Annotated in this window: 19 protein-coding genes and 8 pseudogenes; 16 read left to right on the plus strand and 11 right to left on the minus strand. The window is 67.4% G+C overall.

Going from position 1 to position 24,453, the window contains the following annotated elements; all coding sequences use genetic code 11:
* Positions 1-284: 284 nt before the first annotated feature.
* A pseudogene (locus tag H0I39_RS15725) lies at positions 285-1,204 on the minus strand (YicC/YloC family endoribonuclease).
* A 90-nt stretch (positions 1,205-1,294) separates the two neighbouring features.
* Here H0I39_RS15725 and H0I39_RS15730 point away from each other — a divergent pair.
* The 6 genes and pseudogenes from H0I39_RS15730 to H0I39_RS15755 all read left to right on the plus strand — a co-directional run bounded on the left by H0I39_RS15730 (position 1,295) and on the right by H0I39_RS15755 (position 6,513).
* Positions 1,295-2,296: a serine/threonine protein kinase gene (locus H0I39_RS15730; protein WP_180551114.1), complete on the plus strand. Its 1,002-nt coding sequence runs from the start codon at positions 1,295-1,297 to the stop codon at positions 2,294-2,296.
* A gap of 72 nt (positions 2,297-2,368) precedes the next feature.
* Positions 2,369-3,274, plus strand: coding sequence for a PP2C family protein-serine/threonine phosphatase (locus H0I39_RS15735; protein WP_180551115.1), 906 nt, complete (start codon positions 2,369-2,371; stop codon positions 3,272-3,274).
* 119 nt (positions 3,275-3,393) lie between these two features.
* Positions 3,394-4,122 (plus strand): annotated as a pseudogene (gene rph, locus H0I39_RS15740) (ribonuclease PH); the annotation flags it as partial.
* 52 nt (positions 4,123-4,174) lie between these two features.
* Positions 4,175-4,777 (plus strand): RdgB/HAM1 family non-canonical purine NTP pyrophosphatase, encoded by a 603-nt coding sequence (gene rdgB, locus H0I39_RS15745; RefSeq protein ID WP_180551117.1) that lies wholly within the window; start codon positions 4,175-4,177, stop codon positions 4,775-4,777.
* 130 nt (positions 4,778-4,907) lie between these two features.
* Positions 4,908-6,106 (plus strand): annotated as a pseudogene (hemW, locus tag H0I39_RS15750) (radical SAM family heme chaperone HemW).
* Between the two features lie 197 nt (positions 6,107-6,303).
* Positions 6,304-6,513, plus strand: a complete 210-nt coding sequence (locus tag H0I39_RS15755; protein WP_180551118.1) for a CsbD family protein — start codon at positions 6,304-6,306, stop codon at positions 6,511-6,513.
* Positions 6,514-6,600: 87 nt separating this feature from the next.
* Here H0I39_RS15755 and H0I39_RS15760 read toward each other — a convergent pair whose 3' ends face one another.
* From H0I39_RS15760 to H0I39_RS15785, 6 genes and pseudogenes are all read right to left on the minus strand, one after another.
* Complete coding sequence (locus H0I39_RS15760; RefSeq protein WP_180551119.1) at positions 6,601-7,188, minus strand: LOG family protein; 588 nt, start codon at positions 7,186-7,188, stop codon at positions 6,601-6,603.
* A pseudogene (locus H0I39_RS15765) lies at positions 7,133-7,605 on the minus strand (diacylglycerol kinase). Before H0I39_RS15765 ends, H0I39_RS15760 begins: the two are co-directional and overlap by 56 nt.
* A 53-nt stretch (positions 7,606-7,658) precedes the next feature.
* Positions 7,659-8,125: pseudogene (locus H0I39_RS15770) on the minus strand (RDD family protein).
* Between the two features lie 132 nt (positions 8,126-8,257).
* Positions 8,258-8,881: a DUF3106 domain-containing protein gene (locus H0I39_RS15775; RefSeq protein WP_180551120.1), complete on the minus strand. Its 624-nt coding sequence runs from the start codon at positions 8,879-8,881 to the stop codon at positions 8,258-8,260.
* A gap of 29 nt (positions 8,882-8,910) precedes the next feature.
* A complete protein-coding gene (locus H0I39_RS15780; protein WP_180551121.1) occupies positions 8,911-9,375 on the minus strand; it encodes a DUF3619 family protein in 465 nt (154 codons plus the stop codon).
* A complete protein-coding gene (locus H0I39_RS15785) occupies positions 9,372-9,938 on the minus strand; it encodes an RNA polymerase sigma factor (protein ID WP_180551122.1) in 567 nt (188 codons plus the stop codon). Before H0I39_RS15785 ends, H0I39_RS15780 begins: the two co-directional genes overlap by 4 nt.
* Positions 9,939-10,249: 311 nt before the next feature.
* Between H0I39_RS15785 and H0I39_RS15790 the strand changes: the two genes are divergently transcribed.
* The 6 genes and pseudogenes from H0I39_RS15790 to H0I39_RS15815 all read left to right on the plus strand — a co-directional run bounded on the left by H0I39_RS15790 (position 10,250) and on the right by H0I39_RS15815 (position 18,095).
* Positions 10,250-12,028 carry an acetolactate synthase 3 catalytic subunit gene (locus tag H0I39_RS15790; protein WP_180551123.1) on the plus strand — a complete coding sequence of 593 codons (1,779 nt, stop codon included), beginning with the start codon at positions 10,250-10,252 and terminating at the stop codon, positions 12,026-12,028.
* Between the two features lie 223 nt (positions 12,029-12,251).
* Positions 12,252-12,743 carry an acetolactate synthase small subunit gene (ilvN, locus tag H0I39_RS15795; RefSeq protein WP_180551124.1) on the plus strand — a complete coding sequence of 164 codons (492 nt, stop codon included), beginning with the start codon at positions 12,252-12,254 and terminating at the stop codon, positions 12,741-12,743.
* A 74-nt stretch (positions 12,744-12,817) separates the two neighbouring features.
* A pseudogene (gene ilvC / locus H0I39_RS15800) lies at positions 12,818-13,833 on the plus strand (ketol-acid reductoisomerase).
* 164 nt (positions 13,834-13,997) lie between these two features.
* A pseudogene (pssA, locus tag H0I39_RS15805) lies at positions 13,998-14,881 on the plus strand (CDP-diacylglycerol--serine O-phosphatidyltransferase).
* Positions 14,882-15,108: 227 nt separating this feature from the next.
* Positions 15,109-16,647, plus strand: a complete 1,539-nt coding sequence (locus H0I39_RS15810) for a 2-isopropylmalate synthase (RefSeq protein ID WP_180551125.1) — start codon at positions 15,109-15,111, stop codon at positions 16,645-16,647.
* Between the two features lie 452 nt (positions 16,648-17,099).
* Positions 17,100-18,095 carry a serine hydrolase gene (locus H0I39_RS15815; protein WP_308645872.1) on the plus strand — a complete coding sequence of 332 codons (996 nt, stop codon included), beginning with the start codon at positions 17,100-17,102 and terminating at the stop codon, positions 18,093-18,095.
* Between the two features lie 89 nt (positions 18,096-18,184).
* Here the strand turns inward: H0I39_RS15815 and H0I39_RS15820 are convergent, their stop codons facing one another.
* The 4 genes and pseudogenes from H0I39_RS15820 to H0I39_RS15835 all read right to left on the minus strand — a co-directional run bounded on the left by H0I39_RS15820 (position 18,185) and on the right by H0I39_RS15835 (position 21,067).
* Positions 18,185-18,967, minus strand: a complete 783-nt coding sequence (locus H0I39_RS15820) for an IclR family transcriptional regulator (RefSeq protein ID WP_180551126.1) — start codon at positions 18,965-18,967, stop codon at positions 18,185-18,187.
* 18 nt (positions 18,968-18,985) lie between these two features.
* Positions 18,986-19,751: pseudogene (locus H0I39_RS15825) on the minus strand (arginyltransferase).
* A complete protein-coding gene (gene aat, locus H0I39_RS15830; protein WP_180551127.1) occupies positions 19,748-20,512 on the minus strand; it encodes a leucyl/phenylalanyl-tRNA--protein transferase in 765 nt (254 codons plus the stop codon). Before aat ends, H0I39_RS15825 begins: the two are co-directional and overlap by 4 nt.
* A gap of 9 nt (positions 20,513-20,521) precedes the next feature.
* Positions 20,522-21,067, minus strand: coding sequence for an NUDIX hydrolase (locus H0I39_RS15835; protein ID WP_180551128.1), 546 nt, complete (start codon positions 21,065-21,067; stop codon positions 20,522-20,524).
* A 46-nt stretch (positions 21,068-21,113) separates the two neighbouring features.
* On the opposite strand from H0I39_RS15835, the gene H0I39_RS15840 reads away from it, so the two are divergent.
* The 4 genes from H0I39_RS15840 to pgeF all read left to right on the plus strand — a co-directional run bounded on the left by H0I39_RS15840 (position 21,114) and on the right by pgeF (position 24,280).
* Positions 21,114-21,404 carry a MarR family winged helix-turn-helix transcriptional regulator gene (locus H0I39_RS15840; protein WP_257645830.1) on the plus strand — a complete coding sequence of 97 codons (291 nt, stop codon included), beginning with the start codon at positions 21,114-21,116 and terminating at the stop codon, positions 21,402-21,404.
* Between the two features lie 308 nt (positions 21,405-21,712).
* Positions 21,713-22,423: a YiaD family glycine zipper/OmpA-like lipoprotein gene (locus tag H0I39_RS15845; protein ID WP_180551129.1), complete on the plus strand. Its 711-nt coding sequence runs from the start codon at positions 21,713-21,715 to the stop codon at positions 22,421-22,423.
* A gap of 251 nt (positions 22,424-22,674) precedes the next feature.
* Entirely contained in the window at positions 22,675-23,310 is a 636-nt protein-coding gene (gene maiA / locus H0I39_RS15850) for a maleylacetoacetate isomerase (protein ID WP_180551130.1), read from the plus strand.
* Positions 23,311-23,461: 151 nt separating this feature from the next.
* Positions 23,462-24,280, plus strand: coding sequence for a peptidoglycan editing factor PgeF (gene pgeF, locus H0I39_RS15855; protein WP_180551131.1), 819 nt, complete (start codon positions 23,462-23,464; stop codon positions 24,278-24,280).
* Positions 24,281-24,453: the final 173 nt, after the last annotated feature.

A 24,453-nucleotide genomic window follows, 5' to 3' on the forward strand; every position in this document is an offset into this window, starting at 1 on the left:
GGTGATGGCGTTAGATACTCCCTGCTGTGACAGACGCTAGCGCCCGCTCACTGGGCGCTTGAAACATATACTCCCTTTGATTTTGTTGGCGCAGGCTTGCGCGCTGTGTGTGGAAGCGGGCTTGCCCGCGATGCAGCGGTGGATGAGGGCGCGGCGCCGCCATCGCGGCCAAGGCCGCTCCCACAGGCCGATGGGGATAGATACTCCCTGATATGTCAGCCGCCAGCGCCCGCCATATGGTCGCTGCAAACACATACTCCCTCGTTTTCAACGAGGCTGACCGCTCACTCGATGTTCTGCACCTGCTCGCGCATCTGCTCGATCAGCACCTTCATGTCGACCGAGACGCGCGTCAGCTCCAGCGCGGCGGATTTGCTGCCCAGCGTGTTCGCCTCGCGGTGCAGTTCCTGGATCAGGAAGTCCAGCCGCTTGCCGACCTCGCCGCCTTTCTTCAGCACGGCCTCGATCTCATCGAGGTGCGCCGCCAGCCGGCCCAGTTCCTCGGCCACGTCGATGCGGATGGCGAAGGCCGTGGCCTCGGCCAGGGCGCGCTCCTGCGCGGCCTCGGGGCCGACCTGGCCGTCGCCGCTGGCCAGCGCCTCGTGCCAGCGCGCGATGAAGCGCTCTTTCTGCGCCTGCACCGCCTGCGGCACCAGCGGCTCGGCGGCGCGCGCCAGTTCGCGCAGCTGTGCCACGCGCTCGCGGATCAGCTTGGCCAGGCGCGCACCTTCGCGCGCACGCGCGGCGACGAAATCGTCCAGCACGGTCTGCGCCAGTTCCATCAGCGCCTTGGCGGTGCCTTCGTCGTCGGCCGGTTCGGCGCTGCTGGCCGCGCGCAGCGCGTCGGCCACCGACAGCGGCGCGGCATCCGGCAGCCACACGCGCACCTGGTCCTGCACCGAGGCCAGGCGCTGCAGCACTCGCGGGGTGGGTCGGCCAGGGTGCCGGCGTCGCGGCCTTGCAGGTAGGCGCGCAGCTCGACCTTGCCGCGTTTCAGGCGCTGGCCCAGCAACTCGCGCAACGCGGGCTCGTGCTGGCGCAATTCGTCCGACAGGCGAAAGCCGAGGTCCAGAAAACGGCTGTTGACCGAGCGCAGTTCCAAGCCCACGCGGGGCTGCGCATTCTTCCACGCCGGGGCGTCTTCGGTGCTGCCGTGGGCGGTCTGCTGACCGCTGGCATAACCGGTCATACTGTAAACTGACATGTTACTTTTCCCGGTGCGAAACGGTCTTTATCATGGCCTTGTCTGATCGGGACGCAGCCGTTTTGGCCGGGCCGACAGACAGCACAAATTATGTCAAAGCAGAAACCCGCACCCCTGCCGGCCGACACGGTGATCGGCGGGTATCGCGTGGTGCGTCGCATCTCGGCCGGCGGTTTCGGCGTGGTCTATCTGGCGGTCGACAAGGAAGGCCAGCAGGTCGCCATCAAGGAATACCTGCCCTCGGCGCTGACGGTGCGCGACCAGGGCGAACTGGTGCCGCACGTGGCGCCCGAGAAGCTGTCGCTGTACCGCCTGGGCCTGAAAAGCTTCTTCGAGGAAGGCCGTTCGCTGGCGCAGATCTCCCACCCCTCGGTGGTGAGCGTGCTGAACTTCTTCCGCCAGAACGAAACCGTGTACATGGTGATGAACTACCTGGAGGGCGCGACCCTGCAGGACTTCATCGTCACCGCGCGCGACCTGAAGAAGCAGAAGGTGTTCCGCGAGTCCACCATCCGCTCGCTGTTCGACGAGATCCTGCGCGGGCTGCGCATCGTGCACCAGCACAAGATGCTGCACCTGGACCTGAAGCCGGCCAACATCTTCATCACCGACGACAACAAGGCGGTGATGATCGACTTCGGCGCCGCGCGCGAGGTGCTGAACAAGGAAGGCAACTTCACCCGCCCCATGTACACGCCCGGCTTTGCCGCGCCCGAGATGTACCGCCGCGACTCCACCATGGGCCCGTGGACCGACATCTACGCCATTGGCGCCTGCATCTATTCGTGCATGCAGGGCTACCCGCCCAACGATGCGCCGCAGCGGCTCGAAAAAGACCGCCTGGCGCTGTCGCTCACGCGCATGCGCGGCGTGTATTCCGACAACCTGATCGAGGTGGTCGAGTGGTGCATGTCGCTCGATCCGCTGTCGCGCCCGCAGTCGGTGTTCGCGCTGCAGAAGGAGCTGAGCCGCGAGGGCGAGCGCCAGTACACCAAACTCAGCGTGGGCGAGAAGGTGCGCCTGCAGTTCGACAACATGGTGACCGACACCAAGAAGAACCTCAAGCGCGCCACGCGCTTCGGCAAGAGTTGACGCGATCCCCCATCAGCCGCGCCGCACCCGCCCGTCGTGACGGCGAGCCCCGGCCATTCCATCCCAGTTTCAATGAAATTCTCGGTATTTCAGCTCAGCCGCTTGGGCGGCCGTGAGAAGAACGAAGACCGCATGGGTTACTGCTACACCCGCGACGCCGGCCTGTTCGTGCTGGCCGACGGCATGGGCGGGCACCCGGACGGCGAGGTGGCAGCGCAGATTGCCCTGCAGTCCATGTCGGCCACCTTCCAGCGCCAGGCCAAGCCCAAGCTGCCCACGCCATCCACCTTTCTGGCCACGGGGCTGATGGCGGCCCACCACCAGATCATCCGCTACGCCAGCGAACGCGGCTTGCTCGACACGCCGCGCACCACGCTGGTGGCCGGGCTGGTGCAGTCGGGCGAGCTGCACTGGGTGCACTGTGGCGATTCGCGCCTGTACGTGGTGCGCGACGGTGCGCTGCTCACGCGCACGCGCGACCATTCGTACAGCGAGGCGCAGGCCAAGGCCGGTGCCTCGCTGGAGGGCATCAACCGCAACGTGCTGTTCACTTGCCTGGGCTCCACGGTGCGGCCCATGTTCGACGTCGCCGGCCCGCTGCGCCTGGCCGAGGGCGACAAGGTGCTGCTGTGCTCCGACGGCCTGTGGGGCAGCCTGACGGACGAGCAGATCGTCAGCGTGCTGTCTGCCAGCCCCGTGGCCGATGCCGTACCGGCGGTGGTGGAGATGGCGCTGCAGGCCGCCGGCGAGCATTCCGACAACGTCACGGTGCTGGCCTTCGAATGGGAGACGCCGGCCGATTCGGGCTTCCAGCACAGCGGCTTCACCGAGACCGAGCTGATGAGCGACGATGTGTTCGCCTCCACCATCCAGGCCGGGCTGGACCCGCTGATGGACGAGATGGACGAAGAGGCCATCGAGCGCTCGATCGCCGAGATCAATGAGGCGATCCAGAGAACGAAAAATCACACCCCCTGAAGCGGCTGACGCCGCTTCCCCTCTGCTGCGCGAGGGGGACATCGCCAGTGGCCGGCGCAGGTCCGTCCACGGCGATCCTGGCATGGCCTGCTCCGCGGCCTTTTGAATTCGACACGAACATGACCACTGACTCCATCGCTTCCACCCGTACCGACCGCGCGCCCGATGCGCTGCGCCCCGTCACCATCACGCGCGGCTACACCGTGCATGCCGAAGGCTCGGTGCTGATCGAGTTCGGGCAGACCAAGGTGCTGTGCACCGCTTCCGTCGAGGAGCGCGTGCCGCCGCACAAGCGCGGCAGTGGCGAGGGCTGGGTGACGGCCGAATACGGCATGCTGCCGCGTGCCACGCACACGCGCGGCGACCGCGAGGCCGCGCGCGGCAAGCAGAGCGGCCGCACGCAGGAGATCCAGCGCCTCATCGGCCGCAGCCTGCGCGCCGTGTTCGACCTGGCCAAGCTGGGCGAGCGCACCATCCACCTCGACTGCGACGTGATCCAGGCCGACGGTGGCACGCGCACCGCCGCCATCACCGGCGCCTACGTGGCCGCGCACGACGCGGTGAGCTGGCTGCTGGCGCGCGGCGCGATCAGCGAATCGCCCATCCTGCACCCGGTGGCGGCCATCTCGGTGGGCATCGTCGGCGGCACGCCCGTGCTCGATCTGGACTACGCACAGGACTCGTCGTGCGACACCGACATGAACGTGGTGATGACCGGCGCCGGCCATTACGTCGAGGTGCAGGGCACGGCCGAGGGCGTGGCCTTCTCGCGTGCCGAGATGGATCAGCTGCTGCGCCTGGCCGAAAAGGGCATTGGCGAGCTGATCGCGATGCAGTCCAAGGCACTGCAAAACAAGAGCTGCTTGCGCTTGTCTGAAAAGCGCTGCAGCCTGATTTGGCATGAAAATCGTTCTGGCATCCAACAACGCCGGCAAGCTGGCCGAGCTGCAGGCCATGCTGGCACCGCTGGGCATGGATCTGGTGCGCCAGGCCGACCTGGGCATCGGCGAGGCTGAGGAGCCGTTCCGCACTTTCGTCGAGAACGCGCTGGCCAAGGCGCGCCACGCATCCTTGATGAGCGGCCTGCCCGCGCTGGCCGACGACGCCGGCCTGTGCGTCGATGCCTTCGGCGGCCTGCCGGGCGTCGACACGGCCTTCTACGCCACGCAGTTCGGCTACGAAAAGAGCGACGACAACAACGTGCGTGCGCTGCTAGAGCAGATGCGCGATGTCGACAACCGCCGCGCCGCCATGGTCAGCACGCTGGTGGCGCTGCGCAGTGCCGACGACCCCGAGCCGCTGATCGCCGTCGGCCGCGTGGTGGGCGAGATCACGCGCGAGCGGCGCGGCACGGGCGGCTTCGGCTTCGATCCGGTGATGTTCATCTCTGAGTTCGGCCAGACCTTTGCCGAGCTGCCGCCCGCCATGAAGAACGCCCACAGCCACCGCGGCCGCGCCGCAGCGCGCATGGTGGAGTTGATGCGTGCGCACTGGCTGGCGTAACGGAGGATTCAATATTCATAGCTGCTTGCGCCTGCCAGTCAAGGATTTCAGATATGTTTCTAAATGAAATCCTTATGCAGCGTGCGCAAGCAGCTCTGATTATTGAAGTGAACTGTTGCGCCCCTCGCCGATGAACGACGTCTCGCACTACTTGCGTCCCGGCACGCTGCAACTGCCAGCGCTGCCGCCGCTGTCGCTGTACGTGCACCTGCCGTGGTGCATCCGCAAGTGCCCCTACTGCGATTTCAACTCGCACGAGCGGCGCGAGGGCACCGACGCCGCCGCGCAGCAGGCGCGCTACGTCGATGCGCTGATGGCCGATCTGGAAGCCGGCCTGCCGCTCATCTGGGGCCGCCCCATCTACAGCGTGTTCATCGGCGGCGGCACGCCCAGCCTGTTCGAGCCGGCGCAGATCGACCGCCTGATCGCCGGCGTGCGCGCCCGCCTGCCGCTGGAGCCGGCCTGCGAGATCACGCTGGAGGCCAACCCGGGCACCTTCGAGCGCGAGCGCTTCGCCGCCTTTCGCGCCGCCGGCGTCACGCGCCTGTCGATCGGCGTGCAGAGCTTCAACGACCGGCACCTGCAGGCCATCGGCCGCGTGCACGACGGCGCGCAGGCCCGCGCCGCGGTGGAAGAGGCCGCGCGCGCCTTCGACACCTTCAACCTCGACCTGATGTACGCGCTGCCCGGCCAGTCGCTGGCCGATCTGCAGCACGATCTGGCCACGGCGCTGGCCTTCAACCCGCCGCACCTGTCGGTCTACCACCTGACGATCGAGCCGAACACGGTGTTCGCCAAGTTTCCGCCGCGCGTGCCGGACGAGGACGTGGCGTGGGACATGCTCGACCACATCACCGAAGCCACGGCGCAGGCCGGGCTGGAGCGCTACGAAGTCTCGGCCTACGCGCGCGCCGGCCACCGCTGCGTGCACAACCAGAACTACTGGCAGTTCGGCGACTACCTGGGCATCGGCGCGGGCGCGCACGGCAAGCTGAGCTTTCCGCACCGCATCGTGCGGCAGGTGCGGCACCGCCAGCCCGAGCTGTACATGGAGCGCGCCCTGGCCGGCGACGCCGTGGCGCAGGCGCACGAGGTGGCCCGGCGCGAGCTGCCGTTCGAATACATGCTGAACGCGCTGCGGCTGAAGGATGGCTTCACGCTGCAGGATTACTTCGACAGAACCGGCCTGCCGCCCAGCAGCGTGCGCGAAGCGCTGCAAAAGCAGAGCAGAGCGGCTGGCTGGAACAGGATGGTGCGGTGCTGCGGCCCACCGCGCGCGGCTTCGATTTCCTGAGCGATCTGCAGGCGCTGTTTCTGCCCGAGGACTGAGGCCTGCGGTGCTGGCCCGTCGTGTGGCGACTATGTCGCACGACACACATCAGAGTAGTTCTGAACTGACGCACAGGCGCCGCCGGCACCTACTGCGCGCGCGCCGATCTCTTCATACGATGAACCCATCGCAAACGCTTCAACACTACTTCATGACCCCATGAAGGGCGTTTGTGAAACATCACAGGAGATTCACCATGAACGAAGACACCATCGCCGGCAACTGGAAGCAGTTCAAGGGCAAAGTGAAAGAGCAGTGGGGCAAGCTGACGGACGACGATCTGGACGTGATTGCCGGCAAGCGCGACCAGATGGTCGGCAAGATGCAGGAGCGCTACGGCATCGCCCGTGACGAAGCCGAGAAGCAGGTGAGCAACTGGGAAAGCAGCAACAAGTACCGCTGGTAAGTCGTACGGTTGCCGGGTTCGCTCGCCGAGCCCTGACCGCCGAAGCCGCGTGTGCCGTTCAGGCCGCGCGGCTTTTTCGTGGCCGCCTCAGATGGCGTGCACCTGCGTCGGCAGCGGGAACCCGGCCGACTCCACCAGTGTTTCCAGCAGGCGCTGCCAGTCGTCGTCGGCGTTCATCAGTTGCATCTGGCTGCCATCCATGAAGCCGCTGGCCACGCAGTGGTCGATGAAGCGCAGCATGGCCTCGTAGTAGCCGTGCTGATTCAGCAGGCCGAGCGGCTTGTTGTGGTAACCGAGCTGGCGCCAGGTCCAGGTCTCGAAGAATTCCTCGAAGGTGCCGATGCCGCCCGGCAGCGCCAGGAAGGCGTCGGCGCGCTCGGCCATGATGCGCTTGCGCTCGTGCATGGTCTCGACCACGTGCAGCTCGGTGCAGCCACGGTGCGCATGCTCGCGCTCCACCAGCGTGCGCGGAATCACGCCGACGACACGGCCGCCCGCGGCCAGCGTGGCATCGGCCACCACGCCCATGAGCCCGCTGCGGCCGCCGCCATACACCAGCTGGCCGCCGCGCGCGCCGATCCAGTGGCCGACCTCGGCGGCGGTGTGCGCGAAGCGCTCGTCAACACCGGGGCGCGAGCCGCAGTAGACGCAGATCGAAAAGGCAGGAGCGTTCATCAGGCGAAAAATGCGTGTAGAGCGCCGACAGCCAGATGCCGCCCGCCAGCACCAGGCTGAGCAGCACGGCGGCAGAGCCCATGTCCTTGGCGCGCTTGGACAAATCGTGCCATTCCGGGCCGATGCGGTCGATGGCGGTCTCGATGCCGGTGTTGAGCAGCTCGACGATCATCACGAACAGCACCGAGCCGGCCAGCAGCGCCGTCTCCATCCAGCTGCGGCCGATCCAGAACGCCGCCGGCAGCAGCACGAAGGCGGCAATGGCCTCCTGCCGGAAGGCGGTCTCGCCCCAGCCGGCGCGCAGCCCTCGATGGAGTAGCCCGTGGCGTGCCACACGCGCGACAGGCCGGTGCGTGCCTTCTGCGGGTTGACGGGGTCCGGCGCGGTGGAGGCGGTCGGTGGCGAGGGCGGATTCATGCGGCGATTGTCGGGCACGGGCATGACGGATGTGGGGGCGGCGGCGCTTGCGCTCACACGCGGCGGCGCGACAGGTCGGGCTGCACGTCGATCAGCCGGGTGCCGGCCCACACGTCGTGCCAGAACTGCTGCCCGCGCTGAAAGCGGCTCAGCAGCGCCCACACCACGATCCAGCCCCCATCAGCACCGTCACCTCGCCGCCCGACAGCTTGAACGGCGCCATGGCGGCCAGCGGGGGCAGAAACCACACCCAGGCCAGCAGATACCGGAGCAGCGCGCGCGGCCAGCGCAGCGGCTGGCCCTGCCGGTCGACGACGCGGATGTGCCAGGTCTTCATCGGCAGCGTCTGGCCCTTGACCCAGAAATAGCCGAAGTACAGCGCCAGCACGGCGAACAGCAGCAACTGCAGCGCATGGCGGTTGTCCAACGCGTGGCGCGTGTTGGTCAGGATGCCGAAGACCAGGCCCGGCAGCACCACCACGCCGAACATCAGCGTGCCCTCGTACAGCCAGCAGGCCATGCGGCGGCGCAGCGAGGCGCGCGCAGCGAGGCGGGCAGGGCAGGCATGGTGGGGAGGCCGGAGCGGCGGATGAATTCATGCGACAGGAGACTTCTGGGGCGGCGGGCAGGATGCCGGCCGCCTGTCGGCGGTTCAGCGCTGCGGCTCGGGCGCCGATGCGGGCGGCTGGGGCAGAAGTGTATGGCGATTCACGGGCGGCGCCGGCTGCGCCGTGGTGGCAGGTGCCGGCCCGGTAGGCGTGGCCACCGGCACGGGCGGGCGCGTGGGGCGCAGCAGGCGATCGGCCGGCGCCGGCCGCAGCGCGGGTGCGGCACCGGCGGGCGGCTTGGGCCGGTCGTTGGCCAGGCGCTCGCGCTCCTCGACCGGCAGGGCCTGGTATTCCTCCCATTTGGCGCGCCTTTCGTCGGCGGGCACGCGGCGCACCTCGCCGAAATTGAGCCGCGCCTGCGTGCGCTGCGCCGGGGTCAGGTTGGCCCATTCGGTCATGCGGCTTTGCAGCGTGGCGCGCTCGTCGGGCGACATGCGGTTGAAGTTGTCGACCAGCGCCACCCATTTGCGTTGCTGGTCGGCCCCCATGGTGGGCCAGAGCTTGCTGAGCGGCTGCAGCGCGGCCTGCTGCTCCGAGGTCAGGCTGCGCCAGGCGATCATGCTGCCGGCCTGGGCAGTCAGGGTGGCTTCAGCCGGGGCCTGCGCCCACGCCGAAGTCAGCATCAGGGTGCTGAGAGCGACGAGCAGGACCGGCAGGATGGGGCGCATGGGCGTGGCGAAGGGGCGATGGCCACAGCTTAACGGGTGACGCTGCCCTGTGCTCCCTTGCTGGACTTCAGGTATTGCAGAAAGCCCGGATCGGCGTACGCCTCGGGCGGCAGGTCGTCGGTCAGCAGGGCGGCGTCCAGTTCGGCCACTTCGGCGGTGCGGTCGTCGTCCTGCACCAGGTTGATGGTGACGAGGCCGGCCGCCACGACCAGCACCAGCATGCCCGAGGCCAGGCGGCCCCAGAAGCCCAGGCCGTCGTCGCCCAGGCCGAGCGTGGCGGTGTCGCCGCTGCGCGACACGGCGCTGGCGGCACGCTGGCGCACCAGCGCCACCGGCTGCCTGCGCCGCGCCAGCGCCTGTTCGCGCGCCGCACGCAGGCGCTCGCCGATGTCGTGCGGCAGCGCCTCGGCACCGGCCGAAAGGCGCGCGGCCACGCGCAAGCCGAAACGGTTGTGCAGGGTATCGGTGTGCTGTTGGCTGTAGTTGGTGTTCATGGCAGGATTCCCCTGGCTCGCAGTGCCTTGGCCAGCGCCTGGACCGCACGCGAGCAGTGCGTCTTGACACTGCCTTCCGAGCACCCCATGGCAGCCGCCGTTTCGGCAACATCCATTTCCTCCCAGTAACGCATCAGAAACGCCTCGCGTTGACGGTTGGGAAGGGCCTGTATCTGTAACTCGATCTCCCGCAGGATCTCGGCGCGGCGCGTCGAATCCTCGGCGCTTTCGATCTGCTGCGAATCCGAGGCGCCGGCAAAGGCTTCCAGCAGGTCGAAATCCCCATCGCCGTCGGGCGACTCGAAGTCGCTCATGTTCGAGAACAGGGCGTTGCGTGTCTTCTGGCGGCGGAACCAGTCCAGCGTGCTGTTGGACAGGATGCGCTGGAACAGCAGCGGCAGCTCGGCCGGCGGCTTGTCGCCGTAGTGCTCGGCCAGCTTCATCATGCTGTCCTGCACGATGTCGAGTGCTGCATCCTCGTCGCGCACGTGGTAGACGGTGCGCTTGAACGCCCGCTTCTCGACGCTTTTGAGGAAATCGGAGAGTTCTTGTTCGGTGGCCAAGGACGTCGAACGACAGGGCGGCGGTGGCGCAGTGACTGCGGCGTGGTGGACGCGCCTTCGGCGGCGCCCATCCCTCTTTCTGGCCGCGATTATGGCACCCGGCCGCCACAGATTCGCGGCTGGCGCTGGCGCTGGCCATGTTGCAGTGCGATAATCCGCATTGCAGTCAAAAAGGCAAACGGGTCATCGTCCGGCGGGAAAGCAGTCCCGGCCCATGGCGCATGGCCTCAAGTCCTGAAGCGGCCTCACAAGGGCTGGCAAGGGGCACCCAAGGTATTTCGTCAGAGAAATTCTCGAAAGGTTGATCAAAAATGGAAATCTCCAAAGCCGAACTCAAATCGGCCGCCGCCGCATCCGCCGGCAGCGACTCCTCCGAACTCCGTGGTGCTGAAATCCTCGTCAAGGCCCTGCAGGCCGAGGGCGTGAAATTCGTCTGGGGCTACCCCGGCGGCGCAGCGCTGCACATCTACGACGCGTTCTACAGGCAGGACACCATCCAGCACGTGCTGGTGCGCCACGAGCAGGCCGCCGTGCACGCCGCCGACGGCTTTGCGCGCGCCACGGGTGACGTGGGCGTGGCGCTGGTCACCTCCGGCCCCGGCGTCACCAACGCCATCACCGGCATCGCCACCGCCTACATGGATTCGATTCCGCTGGTGGTCATCACCGGCCAGGTCTCCACCACCGCCATCGGGCAGGACGCCTTCCAGGAATGCGACACCGTGGGCATCACGCGCCCCATCGTCAAGCACAACTTCCTGGTCAAGGACGCGCACGACATGGCCGAGGTGATGAAGAAGGCCTTCCACATCGCGCGCTCGGGCCGCCCCGGCCCGGTGGTGGTGGACGTGCCGAAGGACGTGTCGTTCAACAAGGTGCCCTACAAGGGCTACCCCGAGAGCGTGGAAATGCGCTCGTACAACCCGGTGCGCAAGGGCCACAGCGGCCAGATCCGCAAGGCGCTGCAGCTGCTGATGAGCGCCAAGCGCCCCTACATCTACACCGGCGGCGGCGTGCTGCTGGCCAATGCGACGGACGAACTGCGCGCCCTGGTCGATCTGCTCAACTACCCGGTCACCAACACGCTGATGGGCCTGGGCGCCTTCCCGGCCACCGACCGGCGCTTTGTCGGCATGCTGGGCATGCACGGCACCTGGGAAGCCAACAACGCCATGCAGAACTGCGACGTGCTGCTGGCCGTGGGCGCCCGCTTCGACGACCGCGTGATCGGCAACCCCAAGCACTTCGCGCAGAACGAGCGCAAGATCATCCACATCGACATCGACCCGTCCAGCATCTCCAAGCGCGTGAAGGTCGACGTGCCCATCGTCGGCGACGTGAAAGACGTGCTGACCGAGATGATCGGCATGATCCGCGAAGCCGGCAGCAAGCCCGATGAGGCCGCGCTGGCCGACTGGTGGAAGACCATTGAGGGCTGGCGCAGCCGCGACTGCCTGAAGTACGACCGCGCCAACACCGACGTCATCAAGCCGCAGAAGGTCATCGAGACGCTGTGGGATATGACCAAGGACGCCGATGCCTACGTCACGTCCGACGTCGGCCAGCACCAGATGTGGGCAGCGCAGTTCTACAAGTTCAACGAGCCGCGCCGCTGGATCAACTCCGGCGGCCTGGGCACCATGGGCGTGGGCATTCCCTACGCCATGGGCATCAAGCTGGCCAAACCCGAGAGCGAGGTGTATTGCGTGACGGGCGAGGGTTCGGTGCAGATGTGCATCCAGGAGCTGTCCACCTGCCTGCAGTACAACACGCCGATCAAGATTCTGGCGCTGAACAACCGCTACCTGGGCATGGTGCGCCAGTGGCAGGAGATCGAATACTCCGGCCGCTACAGCCACAGCTACATGGACGCGCTGCCCAACTTCGTGAAGCTGGCCGAGGCCTATGGCCACGTCGGCATGCTGATCGAGCGGCCGCAGGACGTGGAGCCGGCGCTGCGCGAGGCGCGCAAGCTCAAGGACCGCACCGTGTTCATGGACTTCCGCACCGACCCGACGGAAAACGTCTTCCCCATGGTGCAGGCTGGCAAGGGCATCACCGAGATGCTGCTGGGGGTGGAAGACCTTTGAAGCGATGGCGCATCCGGCTGGCGCATGCATGCCGGGCGCTCATTAATTCATAGTTGGTTGCGCTTGTCCAGCAAGGGTTTCAAGAGAAAATAGTATGAAATCCTTTGCTTACGGGCGCAAGCAGCTATATTTTTAATATCAATCAGATTTCCCCAGACGAATCTATTGCCCGCCAAGCCCGCCGCTTACCGGCTGCGGGGAGGGCGGCGAGAAGAGGAATCCCATGAAACACATCATTGCCGTTCTGATCGAAAACGAAGCGGGCGCGCTGTCCCGCGTGGTGGGGCTGTTCTCGGCCCGTGGCTACAACATCGAATCGCTCATCGTCGCGCCGACCGAGGACGAAAGCCTCTCGCGCATGACGATCCAGACGCGCGGCTCCGACGAGGTGATCGAGCAGATCACCAAGCACCTGAACCGCCTGATCGAGGTGGTGAAGGTGGTCGACCTGACCGAAGGCGCCTACATCGAGCGCGAGCACATGATGGTGAAGGTGCGCGCCGTCGGCAAGGAGCGCGAGGAGATGAAGCGCATGGTCGACATCTTCCGCGGCCACATCATCGACGTGACCGACAAGAGCTACACCATCGAGTTGACGGGCGACCAGACCAAGCACGACGCCTTCCTGAACGCCATCGACAAGTCGGCCATCCTGGAAACCGTGCGCACCGGCGCCAGCGGCATCGGGCGCGGCGAGCGACTGTTGAGGATTTGAGGCTGCAGCGCCCACCTGACGGGCGCTGTAAGCTCATGTTTATATAGCAATCAAGTGACCTAAGGAGAAACCACGTGAAAGTTTTCTACGACAAAGACTGCGACCTGAGCCTGATCAAGGGAAGACCGTCGCCATCATCGGCTACGGCTCGCAGGGCCATGCGCACGCGCAGAACCTGAACGACTCGGGCGTCAAGGTCGTGGTAGGCCTGCGCAAGGGCGGCGCCAGCTGGCCCAAGGTCGAGAAGGCCGGCCTGACGGTGATGGAAGTCAACGACGCCGTGAAGGCCGCCGACGTGGTGATGATCCTGCTGCCCGACGAGCAGATCGCCGAGGTCTACACCAACAACGTGGCGCCGAACATCAAGAAGGGCGCCTCGCTCGCCTTCGCCCACGGCTTCAACGTGCACTACAACCAGGTCGTGCCGCGCGACGACCTCGACGTGTGGATGGTCGCGCCCAAGGCGCCCGGCCATACCGTGCGCAACACCTACACCCAGGGCGGCGGCGTGCCCCACCTGGTGGCGGTGCACCAGGACAAGAGCGGCAAGGCGCGTGACCTGGCGCTGAGCTACGCCATGGCCAACGGCGGCGGCAAGGCCGGCATCATCGAGACCAACTTCAAGGAAGAGACCGAGACCGACCTGTTCGGCGAACAGGCCGTGCTGTGCGGCGGCGCTGTCGAGCTGATCAAGATGGGCTACGAGACGCTGGTCGAGGCCGGCTACGCGCCCGAGATGGCCTACTTCGAGTGCCTGCACGAGCTGAAGCTGATCGTCGACCTGATCTACGAGGGCGGCATCGCCAACATGAACTACTCGATCAGCAACAACGCCGAGTACGGCGAGTACGTGACCGGCCCCGAGGTGATCAACGAGCAGTCGCGCGCCGCCATGCGCCACGCGCTCAAGCGCATCCAGAACGGCGAATACGCCAAGATGTTCATCCAGGAAGGCCGCCTGAACTACCCCAGCATGACGGCCCGCCGCCGCAACACGGCCGACCACAGCATCGAAGTGGTGGGTGGCAAGCTGCGCGCCATGATGCCCTGGATCGCCAAGAACAAGCTGGTCGACCAGACCCGCAACTGATCGCTGAACCGATCACTGCAGTGATGCGGACGAAGGCCACGCTCGCGTGGCCTTCGTCGTTAAAGCGATTCGTTACACTGAGGTGATGCCGGCTGGAAGTGCCGGTCGATACTCATTTATTTGTAGCTGCTCGTGCTTGACTGGCGGGCGCAAAACCCGATTTGATGACTGATCCACAGCGTTCCCAGCCCTCCGGTGCCGACGAGCCGGCGCCCGTCGTGCGCCGCCGTCGCAAGGGCATCTACGTGCTGCCCAACCTGTTCACGCTGGCCGCGCTGTTCGGCGGTTTCTACGGCATCGTGATGGCGATGAACGGGCGCTTCGACCTGGCCACCACCGGCATCTTCGCCGCCATGGTGCTCGACAGCCTGGACGGTCGCGTGGCGCGCATGACCGGCACGCAAAGCGCCTTCGGCGAGCAGATGGACTCGCTGGCCGACATGGTCAGCTTCGGCGCCGCGCCCGCGCTGCTGGCGTATGAATGGGCGCTGCGCCCGCTGGGCCGCTGGGGCTGGATCGCCGCCTTCGTCTACTGCGCCTGCGCGGCGCTGCGGCTGGCGCGCTTCAACGTCAACACCTCGGTGGTCGACAAGCGCTTTTTCCAGGGCCTGCCCTCGCCGGCCGCGGCCGCGCTGGTGGCGGGCTTCATCTGGCTGACCAGCGCCATGCTGATCGCGCACCGCGAGGTGCCGCTGTTCCGCGCGCTGATGTCGGTGTTCGGCGGCGAGCCGATTGCCCGCGCCGACCTGGCGTGGACCACCTTTGCCGTCACCCTGTTCGCCGGCCTGACGATGGTCACCAACATTCCGTACTACAGCTTCAAGGATTTCGGCGGCCGGCGCAGCGTGCCCTTCGTGGTGCTGGTGCTGGTGGCGCTGCTGTTCGCGGTGATCAGCATCGAGCCGGCCACCATGCTGTTCGTGCTGTTCGTGGGCTATGCGCTGTCGGGCTACGTCATCTACGCGTGGCGGCGCGCCAAGGGCAGCACGCCAGCATCGTCAGCACCTCGACCGACGAGCCCGACGAGCGCGGGCTGCACGAGGACTGAAGCGCCGCTGGTGAAACCACCAACGTGCGCCCGCGGCATTTCCTGTGCTACATTTCTTCCCCTATGAACAAGTCGCTGGCTCTACTACTGGCAACGCCGAACGGGCGGGATCAGTAGCGCGCGCGACTTTTTCCTGTAAAGGCCCGTTTGCACCTGCAGCGGGCCTTTTTGTTCTTGAACGTTTTTCGCTCGCAGGTCCTCACCTCATCGTTTATCTGGAGAACCCCATGACCGACAAGCTCATCATCTTCGACACCACCTTGCGCGACGGCGAGCAGTCGCCCGGCGCCAGCATGACGCGCGACGAGAAGCTGCGCATTGCGCGCCAGCTCGAGCGCCTGAAGGTGGACGTGATCGAGGCCGGCTTCGCGGCATCGTCGAACGGCGACTTCGAGTGCGTCAAGGCCATCGCCGAGGCGATCAAGGATTCGACGGTGTGCTCGCTCTCGCGCGCCAACGACCGCGACATCGCCCGCGCCGCCGAGGCGCTGAAGGGCGCCAACCGCGGCCGCATCCACACCTTCATCGCCACCAGCCCGCTGCACATGGAGAAGAAGCTGCGCATGACGCCCGACGAGGTGTTCGAGCAGGCCAAGCTGGCCGTGCGCTTCGCGCGCAACCTGATGGGCGACATCGAGTTCAGCGCCGAGGACGGCTACCGCAGCGACATCGACTTCCTGGCCCGCATCTGCGAGGCCGTGATCAAGGAGGGCGCCACCACCATCAACATCCCCGACACCGTGGGCTACGCCATCCCCGAGCTGTACGGCAACTTCATCAAGACCCTGCGCGAGAAAGTGCCCAACAGCGACCAGGCCATCTGGTCGGTGCACTGCCACAACGACCTGGGCATGGCCGTGGCCAACAGCCTGGCCGGCGTGAAGGTGGGCGGCGCGCGGCAGGTGGAGTGCACCATCAACGGCCTGGGCGAGCGCGCCGGCAACTGCTCGCTCGAAGAAATCGTGATGGCGGTGAAGACGCGCAAGGACTACTTCGGCCTGGAAGTGGGCATCGACACCTCGCAGATCGTGCCGGCCAGCAAGATGGTCAGCTCGGTCACCGGCTTCGTGGTGCAGCCCAACAAGGCCGTGGTGGGCGCCAACGCCTTCGCGCACGCCAGCGGCATCCACCAGGACGGCGTGCTGAAGGCGCGCGACACCTACGAGATCATGCGCGCCGAAGACGTGGGCTGGAGCGCCAACAAGATCGTGCTGGGCAAGCTCAGCGGCCGCAACGCCTTCAAGCAGCGCCTGCAGGAACTGGGCGTGATGCTCGAATCCGAGGGCGAGATCATGGCCGCGTTCGCCAAGTTCAAGGAACTGGCCGACCGCAAGAGCGAGATCTTCGACGAAGACATCCTGGCACTGGTGGGCGACGAGAGCGTGACCGCCGAGAAGGAGCACTACGGTTTCATCTCGCTGGCGCAGCACAGCGAAACCGGCGAGATGCCGCAGGCCGAGATCGTGTTCACCGTGGGCGGCGACGAGGTGCGCGGGCAGTCACAGGGCAACGGCCCGGTGGATGCATCGTTGAAAGCCATCGAGTCGCACGTGCAAAGCGGGGCCGAAATGGTGCTGTATTCGGTCAACGCCATCAGCGGTTCGACCGAGAGCCAGGGCGAGGTCACGGTGCGGCTGCAAAGCTCGGGCCGGGTGGTCAATGGTGTGGGGGCCGACCCCGACATCATCGTCGCGTCTGCGAAGGCATATCTGAGTGCCCTCAACAAGTTACACGACAAATCTGACCGTGTGGCGGCACAAGGCTGATATTGCCACTGTTATTTAACACAGTGCCTTAGGAAAGGGATGCAAGTCAATGATATTGCATCCCTTTTTCTGTTTCAGTACACTTGCTCGCCATTGGTGGTTCTGGTTTGGGGAAAAGCGATGCGTGGTGCGCTCAGACAACGGTTGGCGCCTTGGTGGCGTGGGGTGGGCCTGGCTTCTGCAGGTCTGGTGCTGAGCCTCGCCGTGCTGGTGCCGGCCACGGCCGCGCCGGCCAAGAAACCGGCCAAAGCCGCCGAAACCCGCGCATCCGCCAAGGCCAAGTCGGCGGCGGCGGCGGCGCCCAAGGCTGCAGCCCAAAAACGACCAAGGCCGACGCACGCGGCAAGAAGGAAGCGCCGGCGCGCCAAGCGGCGGCCAAAGGCAAGGGCGGCAAGGCCGAGGCAACGACCGCCAAGGCGGGCCCGCGCGGGCAGAAATCCGGCCAACGCAACGTGGCCCAGCGCCAGGGCGGCAAGCAGCAGGTGGCGCGCGGCAAGGAGCGCGTGCAGCGCACCTTGGCGGCCAAGAACAATCGCGCCGAAGAGCGGGTCACCCGCGTGGCCGCCCAGGAAACCCGCCTGTCGCTGCGCCCGGTGGCGGCCCATGCGCCGCAAGAGGTGCGCCCGGCGCGCCTGTCGTTCGGCCAGATGGCCGGCCTGCGGGCGGTGGACGACCCGCTGGAGCTGAAATCCAGCGTGGCGCTGGTGATGGACCAGGATTCGCACGAGGTGCTGTTCAGCAAGAACGACCACGCCGTGCTGCCCATCGCCTCGCTCACCAAGCTGATGACCGGGCTGATCGTGTCCGACGCGCGCCTGCCGCTGGACGAGATGATCACCATCACCGAGGAAGACATCGACACCGAGAAGGGCAGCCGCTCGCGCCTGGCCGTCGGCACCACGCTGACGCGCGGCGAGCTGATGCACCTGGCCCTGATGTCGAGCGAGAACCGCGCCGCGCACGCGCTGGGCCGCACCTTTCCGGGTGGCCTGCAGCGCTTCGTCGGCCTGATGAACGCGCGCGCCATCATGCTGGGCATGAAGGACACGCGCTACGTGGAGCCCACGGGCCTGTCCAGTGGCAACCGCTCCAGCGCGTTCGACCTGGCCACGCTGGTGAACACCGCGTCGCAGGATCCGCTGCTGCGCCAGTTGTCCACCTCGCACGGTTACGAGGTGGCCGTGGGCAGCCGCGTGCTGCAGTACAACAACACCAACCGCCTGGTGCACAGCCCCGACTGGCGCATCGGGTTGCAGAAGACCGGCTACATCTCCGAGGCCGGCCAGTGCCTGGTGATGCAGGCGCAGGTGGCGGGCCGCAAGCTGATCATGGTGTTCCTGGATTCCAGCGGCAAGTACAGCCGCCTGGCCGACGCCGAGCGCGTGCGCCGCTGGGTGGAGGAGCAGCGCCCACTCACCACCGCCGCCGGCAATGCCTACGCTGGTTGAGTTGCTAGTCGCTATTTTATTAATAGCTTTTGGCGCTTGATGGGCGCAGTTTTCAGTCCAATATCATCCAAAAATGAAGGCGGGCGCCCTCAGGCGCGCTCGTCGTGGCCGAGGGCGATCGAGATCTGCTGCGCCGTCTGCTTGAGCTTGCCGAGCCAGGCGTCGTCCAGCCGGTCCGCGGGGGCCGAAATCGACAGGCCCGCCACCAGCTTGCCCTGGTCGTCGTAGATGCCGGCGGCCATGCAGCGCACGCCCAGCTCCAGCTCTTCGTTGTCGTGGGCCACGCCCGACTGGCGGGCCGAGATCAGTTCGCGTTCCAGCACCGGCAACTGCGTGATGCTGTTGCGCGTGTGCCCGGCCAGCCCGGTGCGCGTGGCGTAGGCGCGCACGCGCTGCAGCTCGTCGGCGGCCAGGAACAGCTTGCCGGTGGACGTGAGGTGCAGCGGCGCATGGCCACCGATGGCGCGCACCACCTGCATGCCGGAGCGCTCGCTGTAGGCGCGCTCGATGTAGACGATCTCGTCGCCCTGGCGCACGCTCAGGTTCACCGGCTGCTGGATCAGGCGGTGCAGCTCGCGCATGGGCGCCAGCGCGGCATCGCGCACCGACAGCCGCGCCTTCACCAGATTGCCCAGCTCCAGCAGGCGCATGCCCAGCCGGTAGCTGCCGGCCTCGGGCCGGTCGACGAAACGGCCGATGGTCAGGTCGTTCAGGATGCGGTGCGTGGTGGACGGGTGCAGGCCGGTCTGCTCGCTGATCTCCTTGAGCGACATCGGCTCCTGGCGCGACGCCAGCACGTCGATCAGCGCGAACATGCGCTCGATCACCTGGATGGTCGGCGTCTGGTGGGTGTCGGGGCGGGATCGGCGCATGCGAGGGCTCCGCGCGGCTCAGGCGGTGGGCGCCAGCAGTGCCGAGGCGCCGGTGGCGCGCCGCCACTGGCCCTGCTCCAGCCGCTCCAGCGGCTGAAAGCGCGCCTTGTAGGCCATCTTGCCGCTGCCCTCGATCCAGTAGCCCAGGTACACATAGGGCAGGTTCAGCGCCTGGGCCTGCTCGATCTGCCACAGGATACTGTAGGTGCCGTAGCTGGCGCGCGCATCGGGCTCATAGAAGGTATAGACGGCCGAGAGCCCGTCGTTCAGCACGTCGACGATGGACACGATGCGCAGGCGTCCCGGCGCGCCGTCCAAGCCTGGCTCGCGAAACTCCACCAGCCGCGAGTTGACGTTGCTCTGCAGCAGGAACTGGGTGTACTGGTCCACGCTGTCGTGGTCCATGCCGCCGCCGGTGTGGCGGCCGGACTGGTAGCGCAGGTAGAGCTGGTAGTGCTCGGGCACGTAGCCCAGCGAGCACGCGCACCTGCAGCCGGGCGTGCCGCGCGCGGGCGCGGCGCTGGCTGCGGTCGGGCTGGAACTGCTGCGCCAGCACCCGCACCGGCACGCAGGCGCTGCAGCCGTCGCAATAGGGGCGGTAGGTGAACATGCCGCTGCGCCGAAAGCCGCCCAGCACCAGGTCGGAATACGCGTCGTTGTTGATCAGGTGGCTGGGCGTGGCCACCTGCGAGCGCGCCAGCCGGCCCGGCAGGTAGCTGCACGGGTAGGGTGCCGTGGCGTAGAACTGCAGAGCCTGGAGCGGAAGATCCTTGAGGTGCGTCACCGGTCAGCGGGGCTGGGAGGCATCAATGCGTTCCAGTATACGGGCTCGAAATGCCAGGCCGGTGCAGGCTGGGGCACCAGTGCCTGCACCGCGGCGGCGAAGTCGGCGCGGGGCATTTCGGCGGCGCCCATGAAGGCCAGGTGCGCCGTGTTCTGCTGGCAGTCGATCAGCGGCAGCCCGTGCCGGCGGCACAGCGCGACCAGGGCCGCCAGCGCGATCTTCGAGCCATCGGGAACGTCGGTGAACATCGATTCGCCGAACACCGCGCGACCGACGCCGACGCAGTACAGGCCGGCGCACAGCCGCCCGTCGATCCAGGTCTCCACGCTGTGTGCGTGCCCGGCGCGGTGCAGCGCGGCGTAGGCGGCGCGCATCTCGGGGCCGATCCAGGTGCCCGACTGGCCACGCCGCCAGGCGCCGGCGCAGGCATCGATGACGGCATCGAACGCCGTGTCCACGCGGATCTCGCACGCGGCATCGGTGCGAAAGCGCTGGATTGCCTTGCGCAGCGAGCGGTGCAGCCGGAACTGCTGCACCTGCAGCACCATGCGCGGGTCGGGGCTCCACCACAGGATCGGCTCGCCCTCGCTGAACCAGGGAAAGATGGTGTTGGTGTACGCCGCCACCAGCGTGGGCACGTCCAGCGCGCCGCCGGCGGCGATCAGCCCCGGCGCCGGCGAGCCTTCGGGCCAGGCCTGCGACAGCGGCGGAAACGGCTCGCCCGGTTGCAGCAGCGCCAGTGCCGGCCGCGGGTGGTTCATGGGGTGGCGTCAGGCAATGTCGACGTCGTGCACGCCGTACTGGCCGCGCCGGTGGTCGGCAAAGAAGCACTTCAGGGTTTCGCGCACGGTGGTAAAGGCCAGTTCGTCCCACGGCACCTCGTCCTCGGCGAACAGGCGCGCTTCCAGCGACTCCTGGCCCGGGTCGAACCGGTCGCTCAGCAGCCGGGCCAGATAGAACACATGCACTTGGCCGACGCGCGGGATGCTCATGGCGCTGAAGAAGGCGCCCATCTCCACCTCGGCGCCAGCTTCCTCGGCAGTCTCGCGCGCGGCGCCCTGCACCATGGTCTCGCCCATTTCCATGAAGCCGGCCGGCAGCGTCCACTTGCCGTGGCGCGGCTCGATGGCGCGCTTGCACAGCAGCACCCGGTCGCCCAAGTAGGGCACGGTGCCCACCACCAGCAGCGGGTTCACGTAGTGGATGGTGCCGCACGCCGGGCACACCGCGCGCTCGCGCGTGTCGCCATCGTCGGGCACGCGGTATTCGACGGCCGTGCCGCAGCTGCGGCAATGCTGGATGGTGTGGCGATGCATCGTTGCGGCAGTGTAGCCGGGGCGCTGGTGGCTACACTGGGCCACCATGTCCAACCGCTTCGAGTTCGAACAGGCGCCGGGTCACCTGATCCGGCGTGCGCACCAGATTTCCGTCGCCGTCTTCGCCGAGGAGGTGGGGGCGCACACGGTCACCCCGGTGCAGTTCGCGATTCTCAATGCGCTGCTGGAGCAGTCCGGCATCGACCAGATCACGCTGGCCCAGCGCGTGGCGTTCGATGCGGCCACCATCGGCTCGGTCATCGGCCGGCTGGAGCGCAGGGCTGGCTGCGCCGCCAGCCCGACCAGGCCGACCGGCGGCGCAAGCTGCTGTGGCTGACCGCCGAGGGCGAGCAGGCCGCCGCCGCGCTGAAGCCCGTCGTTGAAACCGTGCAGCAGCGCATGCTGGCGCCGCTGAGCGCGCAGGAGCAGGCGCAACTGACGGCGCTGTTGCGCAAATTGGTCACGCATCACCCGCGCGGCCTGGCCACCTGACTGCGTCATGAGGCCGCGTCCTACAACCGTGCGCGGGGCGGTCTCGTTAAATCCTTAGCCGTGGCAGGGAATGCGGGTCAACCGCCGATTCACGCGCCGCCGTATCCGGATCCGCCGCACGCGGATTCGCCCGCATCAAGAAAGGAAACTCGCATGAAGACCATCGTTACCTCGGGCCGCGGCCTGATCCTCGCCGCCACGGCCGCCGCCGTCGTGATGACCGGCTGCGCCAACATGACCGAAACCCAGCGCAACACCGGCATCGGTGCCGGCGTGGGTGCCGCTGCGGGCGGCCTGATCGGCGATGGGCGCGGCGCCGCCGTCGGTGCAGGCGTGGGCGCGCTGGGCGGATACGCCTGGTCGAAGTACATGGAGAACAAGCGCCAGCAGATGCAGCAGGCCACCGCCGGCACCGGCGTGCAGGTCACGCAGACGCCGGACAACCAGCTCAAGCTGCACATCCCCAACGACATCTCGTTCGCCACCGGCCGCGCCGACATCCAGCCCAACCTGCGTCCGATCCTGGACCAGTTCGCCAACGGCCTGGGCCAGCAGCCCGGTACAGAGGTGTTCATCGTCGGCCACGCCGATTCGACCGGCAGCGACGCCATCAACGACCCGCTGTCGGTGCAGCGCGCCAACAGCGTGCGCGACTACCTGGTGTCGCGCGGTGCCGACTCGCGCATCATCCGCACCGAAGGCCGTGGCTCGCGCGAGCCCGTGGCCAGCAACGCCACCGCCGACGGCCGCGCGCAGAACCGCCGCGTCGAGATCTTCCTGGCCGAGCGCGCCAACGTGGCCACCGCGCCGGCGCCGGCCCCGGTGCCGACCTACAACACGCCGGTCGGCGCACCGGCACGCTGAGCGGGCGGGGCGCCCTGTGCGCCCCTGCCTTCCAGTGAACAAGCACGCCAGGCTTGCAGGCTTGGCGTGCTTTGTTGTTTATGGGGAGTATGCCTGTGCAGCGCCCGTTTGGCGGGCGCTGGCGGCTAGGTGCATGGGGAGTATATGTTGCCTGTGCCATTGCATCCCGGTAGCGCCGCCCGGCCAGACCGCTGCTTGCCGCATGCGTGCCGGCGCGGCGGGCGCCACGGGCCAACGCCATAATCGGCGGCATGAAGCTCTACAACTACTTCCGCTCCTCCGCCTCGTTCCGCGTGCGCATCGCGCTCAACCTGAAGGGCTTGGCCTACGACTACGTGCCCGTGCACCTGGCCAAGGGCGAGCAGAAGCAGCCCGAGTTTGCCGCCCTCACCGCCGAAGGGCTGGTGCCCCTGATGGAGCTGGACGACGGCCAGCGCCTGACGCAGTCGATGGCCATCATCGAATACCTCGACGAAACCCACCCGCAACCCGCGCTGCTGCCCGCCGACGCCGCCGGCCGCGCCCGCGTGCGCGCGCTGTCGCAGATCGTGGCCTGCGAGATCCACCCGCTGAACAACCTGCGCGTGTTGAAGTACCTCGTCAACGACCTGAAGGCGAGTGACGACGCGAAGAACGACTGGTACAAGCACTGGGTGCGCCTGGGCCTGCAGTCGTACGAGGCGCGCCTGGCCGAGCGCCCCGGCACCTACAGCCACGGCGACACGCCCACGCTGGCCGATTGCTGCCTGGTGCCGCAGATCTTCAACGCCCAGCGCTTCGACTGCGACCTGAGCGGCCTGCCGCGCACCATGGCCGTGTTCGACGCCTGCATGCAACTCAATGCCTTCCAGAAGGCGCAGCCCTCCGCCTGCCCCGATGCGGAATAAGGGGCATCCCCTGCGCGGCGAACGCCGCTTCCCCTTCTCTTTGCGGGAAGGGTGACGCACGTTGGAAGGCGGCGCCCGCCGTGACAAAGAATCTCCCTCTCCCTCTGAGAGAGGGCAGGGGTGAGGGCCGGCGGCGCATGAGGACAGTCTGATGCCTGCATCGCCCGACCCCTGGTTCACCCCCGACTGGCCGGCGCCGCCGAACGTGCGCGCGCTGTTCACCACCCGCGGCGTGGCAGCGGGCGATGGCGCATCGGCCGCGCCGCGCCAGTTCTTCAACCTGGGTGACCACGTGGGCGACGCCCCCGAGGCCGTGGCTGCCAACCGCGCGCGGCTGCGCCAGGGCCTGCAGGGCGCGCGCCCGGTGTTCATGAACCAGGTGCACGGCACAGCCGTGCTGTGCCTGCACGCCGCCACGCCCGATGGCGCCACCGCCGACGCCGCCGTGTGCCACCAGCCCGGCCTGGCCTGCACCGTGATGGTGGCCGACTGCCTGCCGGTGCTGATCACCGACACGCAAGGCAGCGCCGTGGCCGCCGCGCATGCCGGCTGGCGCGGCCTGGCCGGTGGCGTGCTGGAGCAGACTTTGCAGTCTTTTCGGGCGCTGGCGCCCGTGCATCAAGCGCAGGATGCTATCAATAAAGAAGCAATCGAGCTGATCGCATGGCTCGGTCCCTGCATCGGCCCGCAGGCTTTCGAGGTCGGCCCCGAGGTGCGTGCCGCCTTCGTCGCCACCGATGCCGGGGCCGCCGCGTGCTTCGCCGCCCAGCCGGCGGGCAAATACCTGGCCGACCTGCCCGCGCTGGCGCGGCGCCGGCTGGCGGCGCTGGGCGTGGCGCGCGTGTACGGCAACGACGGCAGCGATGCCTGGTGCACCGTGCGGCAGGCCGCGCGCTGCTTCTCGTACCGGCGCGACCAGGTTGCGCTGGGCGGCTCCGGCCGCATGGCCGCCTGCATCTGGCTGGCCTGATGTGTTGCCAGCCCGCCCAAGCCCCGGCGCCCCTGCGGCCTTGCCCGCCTGCGCCGTCGGCCGGTGCGACTCGGCGTATATTGGGGCTGTGTCAGGGCGGTGTCACGTGCGGCGCGCATACTGGGTATTGGCGCCGCGCACCGTCAGGCCATGACCGCATCGGCAAGCACAAC

This window comes from Ottowia beijingensis (genome assembly GCF_013423955.1).
Taxonomy (GTDB): domain Bacteria; phylum Pseudomonadota; class Gammaproteobacteria; order Burkholderiales; family Burkholderiaceae_C; genus Ottowia; species Ottowia beijingensis.

What these genes read in the sequence shown, in the direction of transcription:
- H0I39_RS15730 (WP_180551114.1), top strand. Translation starts at nt 1,295, where the DNA reads ATGTCAAAGCAGAAACCCGCACCCCTGCCGGCCGACACGGTGATCGGC.
- pgeF (WP_180551131.1), top strand. Translation starts at nt 23,462, where the DNA reads ATGCCTGCATCGCCCGACCCCTGGTTCACCCCCGACTGGCCGGCGCCG.
- aat (WP_180551127.1), bottom strand. Translation starts at nt 20,512, where the DNA reads ATGAACCACCCGCGGCCGGCACTGGCGCTGCTGCAACCGGGCGAGCCG.
- H0I39_RS15780 (WP_180551121.1), bottom strand. Translation starts at nt 9,375, where the DNA reads ATGAACACCAACTACAGCCAACAGCACACCGATACCCTGCACAACCGT.
- H0I39_RS15835 (WP_180551128.1), bottom strand. Translation starts at nt 21,067, where the DNA reads ATGCATCGCCACACCATCCAGCATTGCCGCAGCTGCGGCACGGCCGTC.
- H0I39_RS15755 (WP_180551118.1), top strand. Translation starts at nt 6,304, where the DNA reads ATGAACGAAGACACCATCGCCGGCAACTGGAAGCAGTTCAAGGGCAAA.
- H0I39_RS15810 (WP_180551125.1), top strand. Translation starts at nt 15,109, where the DNA reads ATGACCGACAAGCTCATCATCTTCGACACCACCTTGCGCGACGGCGAG.
- maiA (WP_180551130.1), top strand. Translation starts at nt 22,675, where the DNA reads ATGAAGCTCTACAACTACTTCCGCTCCTCCGCCTCGTTCCGCGTGCGC.
- H0I39_RS15735 (WP_180551115.1), top strand. Translation starts at nt 2,369, where the DNA reads ATGAAATTCTCGGTATTTCAGCTCAGCCGCTTGGGCGGCCGTGAGAAG.
- H0I39_RS15840 (WP_257645830.1), top strand. Translation starts at nt 21,114, where the DNA reads ATGTCCAACCGCTTCGAGTTCGAACAGGCGCCGGGTCACCTGATCCGG.
- H0I39_RS15820 (WP_180551126.1), bottom strand. Translation starts at nt 18,967, where the DNA reads ATGCGCCGATCCCGCCCCGACACCCACCAGACGCCGACCATCCAGGTG.
- H0I39_RS15760 (WP_180551119.1), bottom strand. Translation starts at nt 7,188, where the DNA reads ATGAACGCTCCTGCCTTTTCGATCTGCGTCTACTGCGGCTCGCGCCCC.
- H0I39_RS15790 (WP_180551123.1), top strand. Translation starts at nt 10,250, where the DNA reads ATGGAAATCTCCAAAGCCGAACTCAAATCGGCCGCCGCCGCATCCGCC.
- rdgB (WP_180551117.1), top strand. Translation starts at nt 4,175, where the DNA reads ATGAAAATCGTTCTGGCATCCAACAACGCCGGCAAGCTGGCCGAGCTG.
- H0I39_RS15775 (WP_180551120.1), bottom strand. Translation starts at nt 8,881, where the DNA reads ATGCGCCCCATCCTGCCGGTCCTGCTCGTCGCTCTCAGCACCCTGATG.
- H0I39_RS15845 (WP_180551129.1), top strand. Translation starts at nt 21,713, where the DNA reads ATGAAGACCATCGTTACCTCGGGCCGCGGCCTGATCCTCGCCGCCACG.
- ilvN (WP_180551124.1), top strand. Translation starts at nt 12,252, where the DNA reads ATGAAACACATCATTGCCGTTCTGATCGAAAACGAAGCGGGCGCGCTG.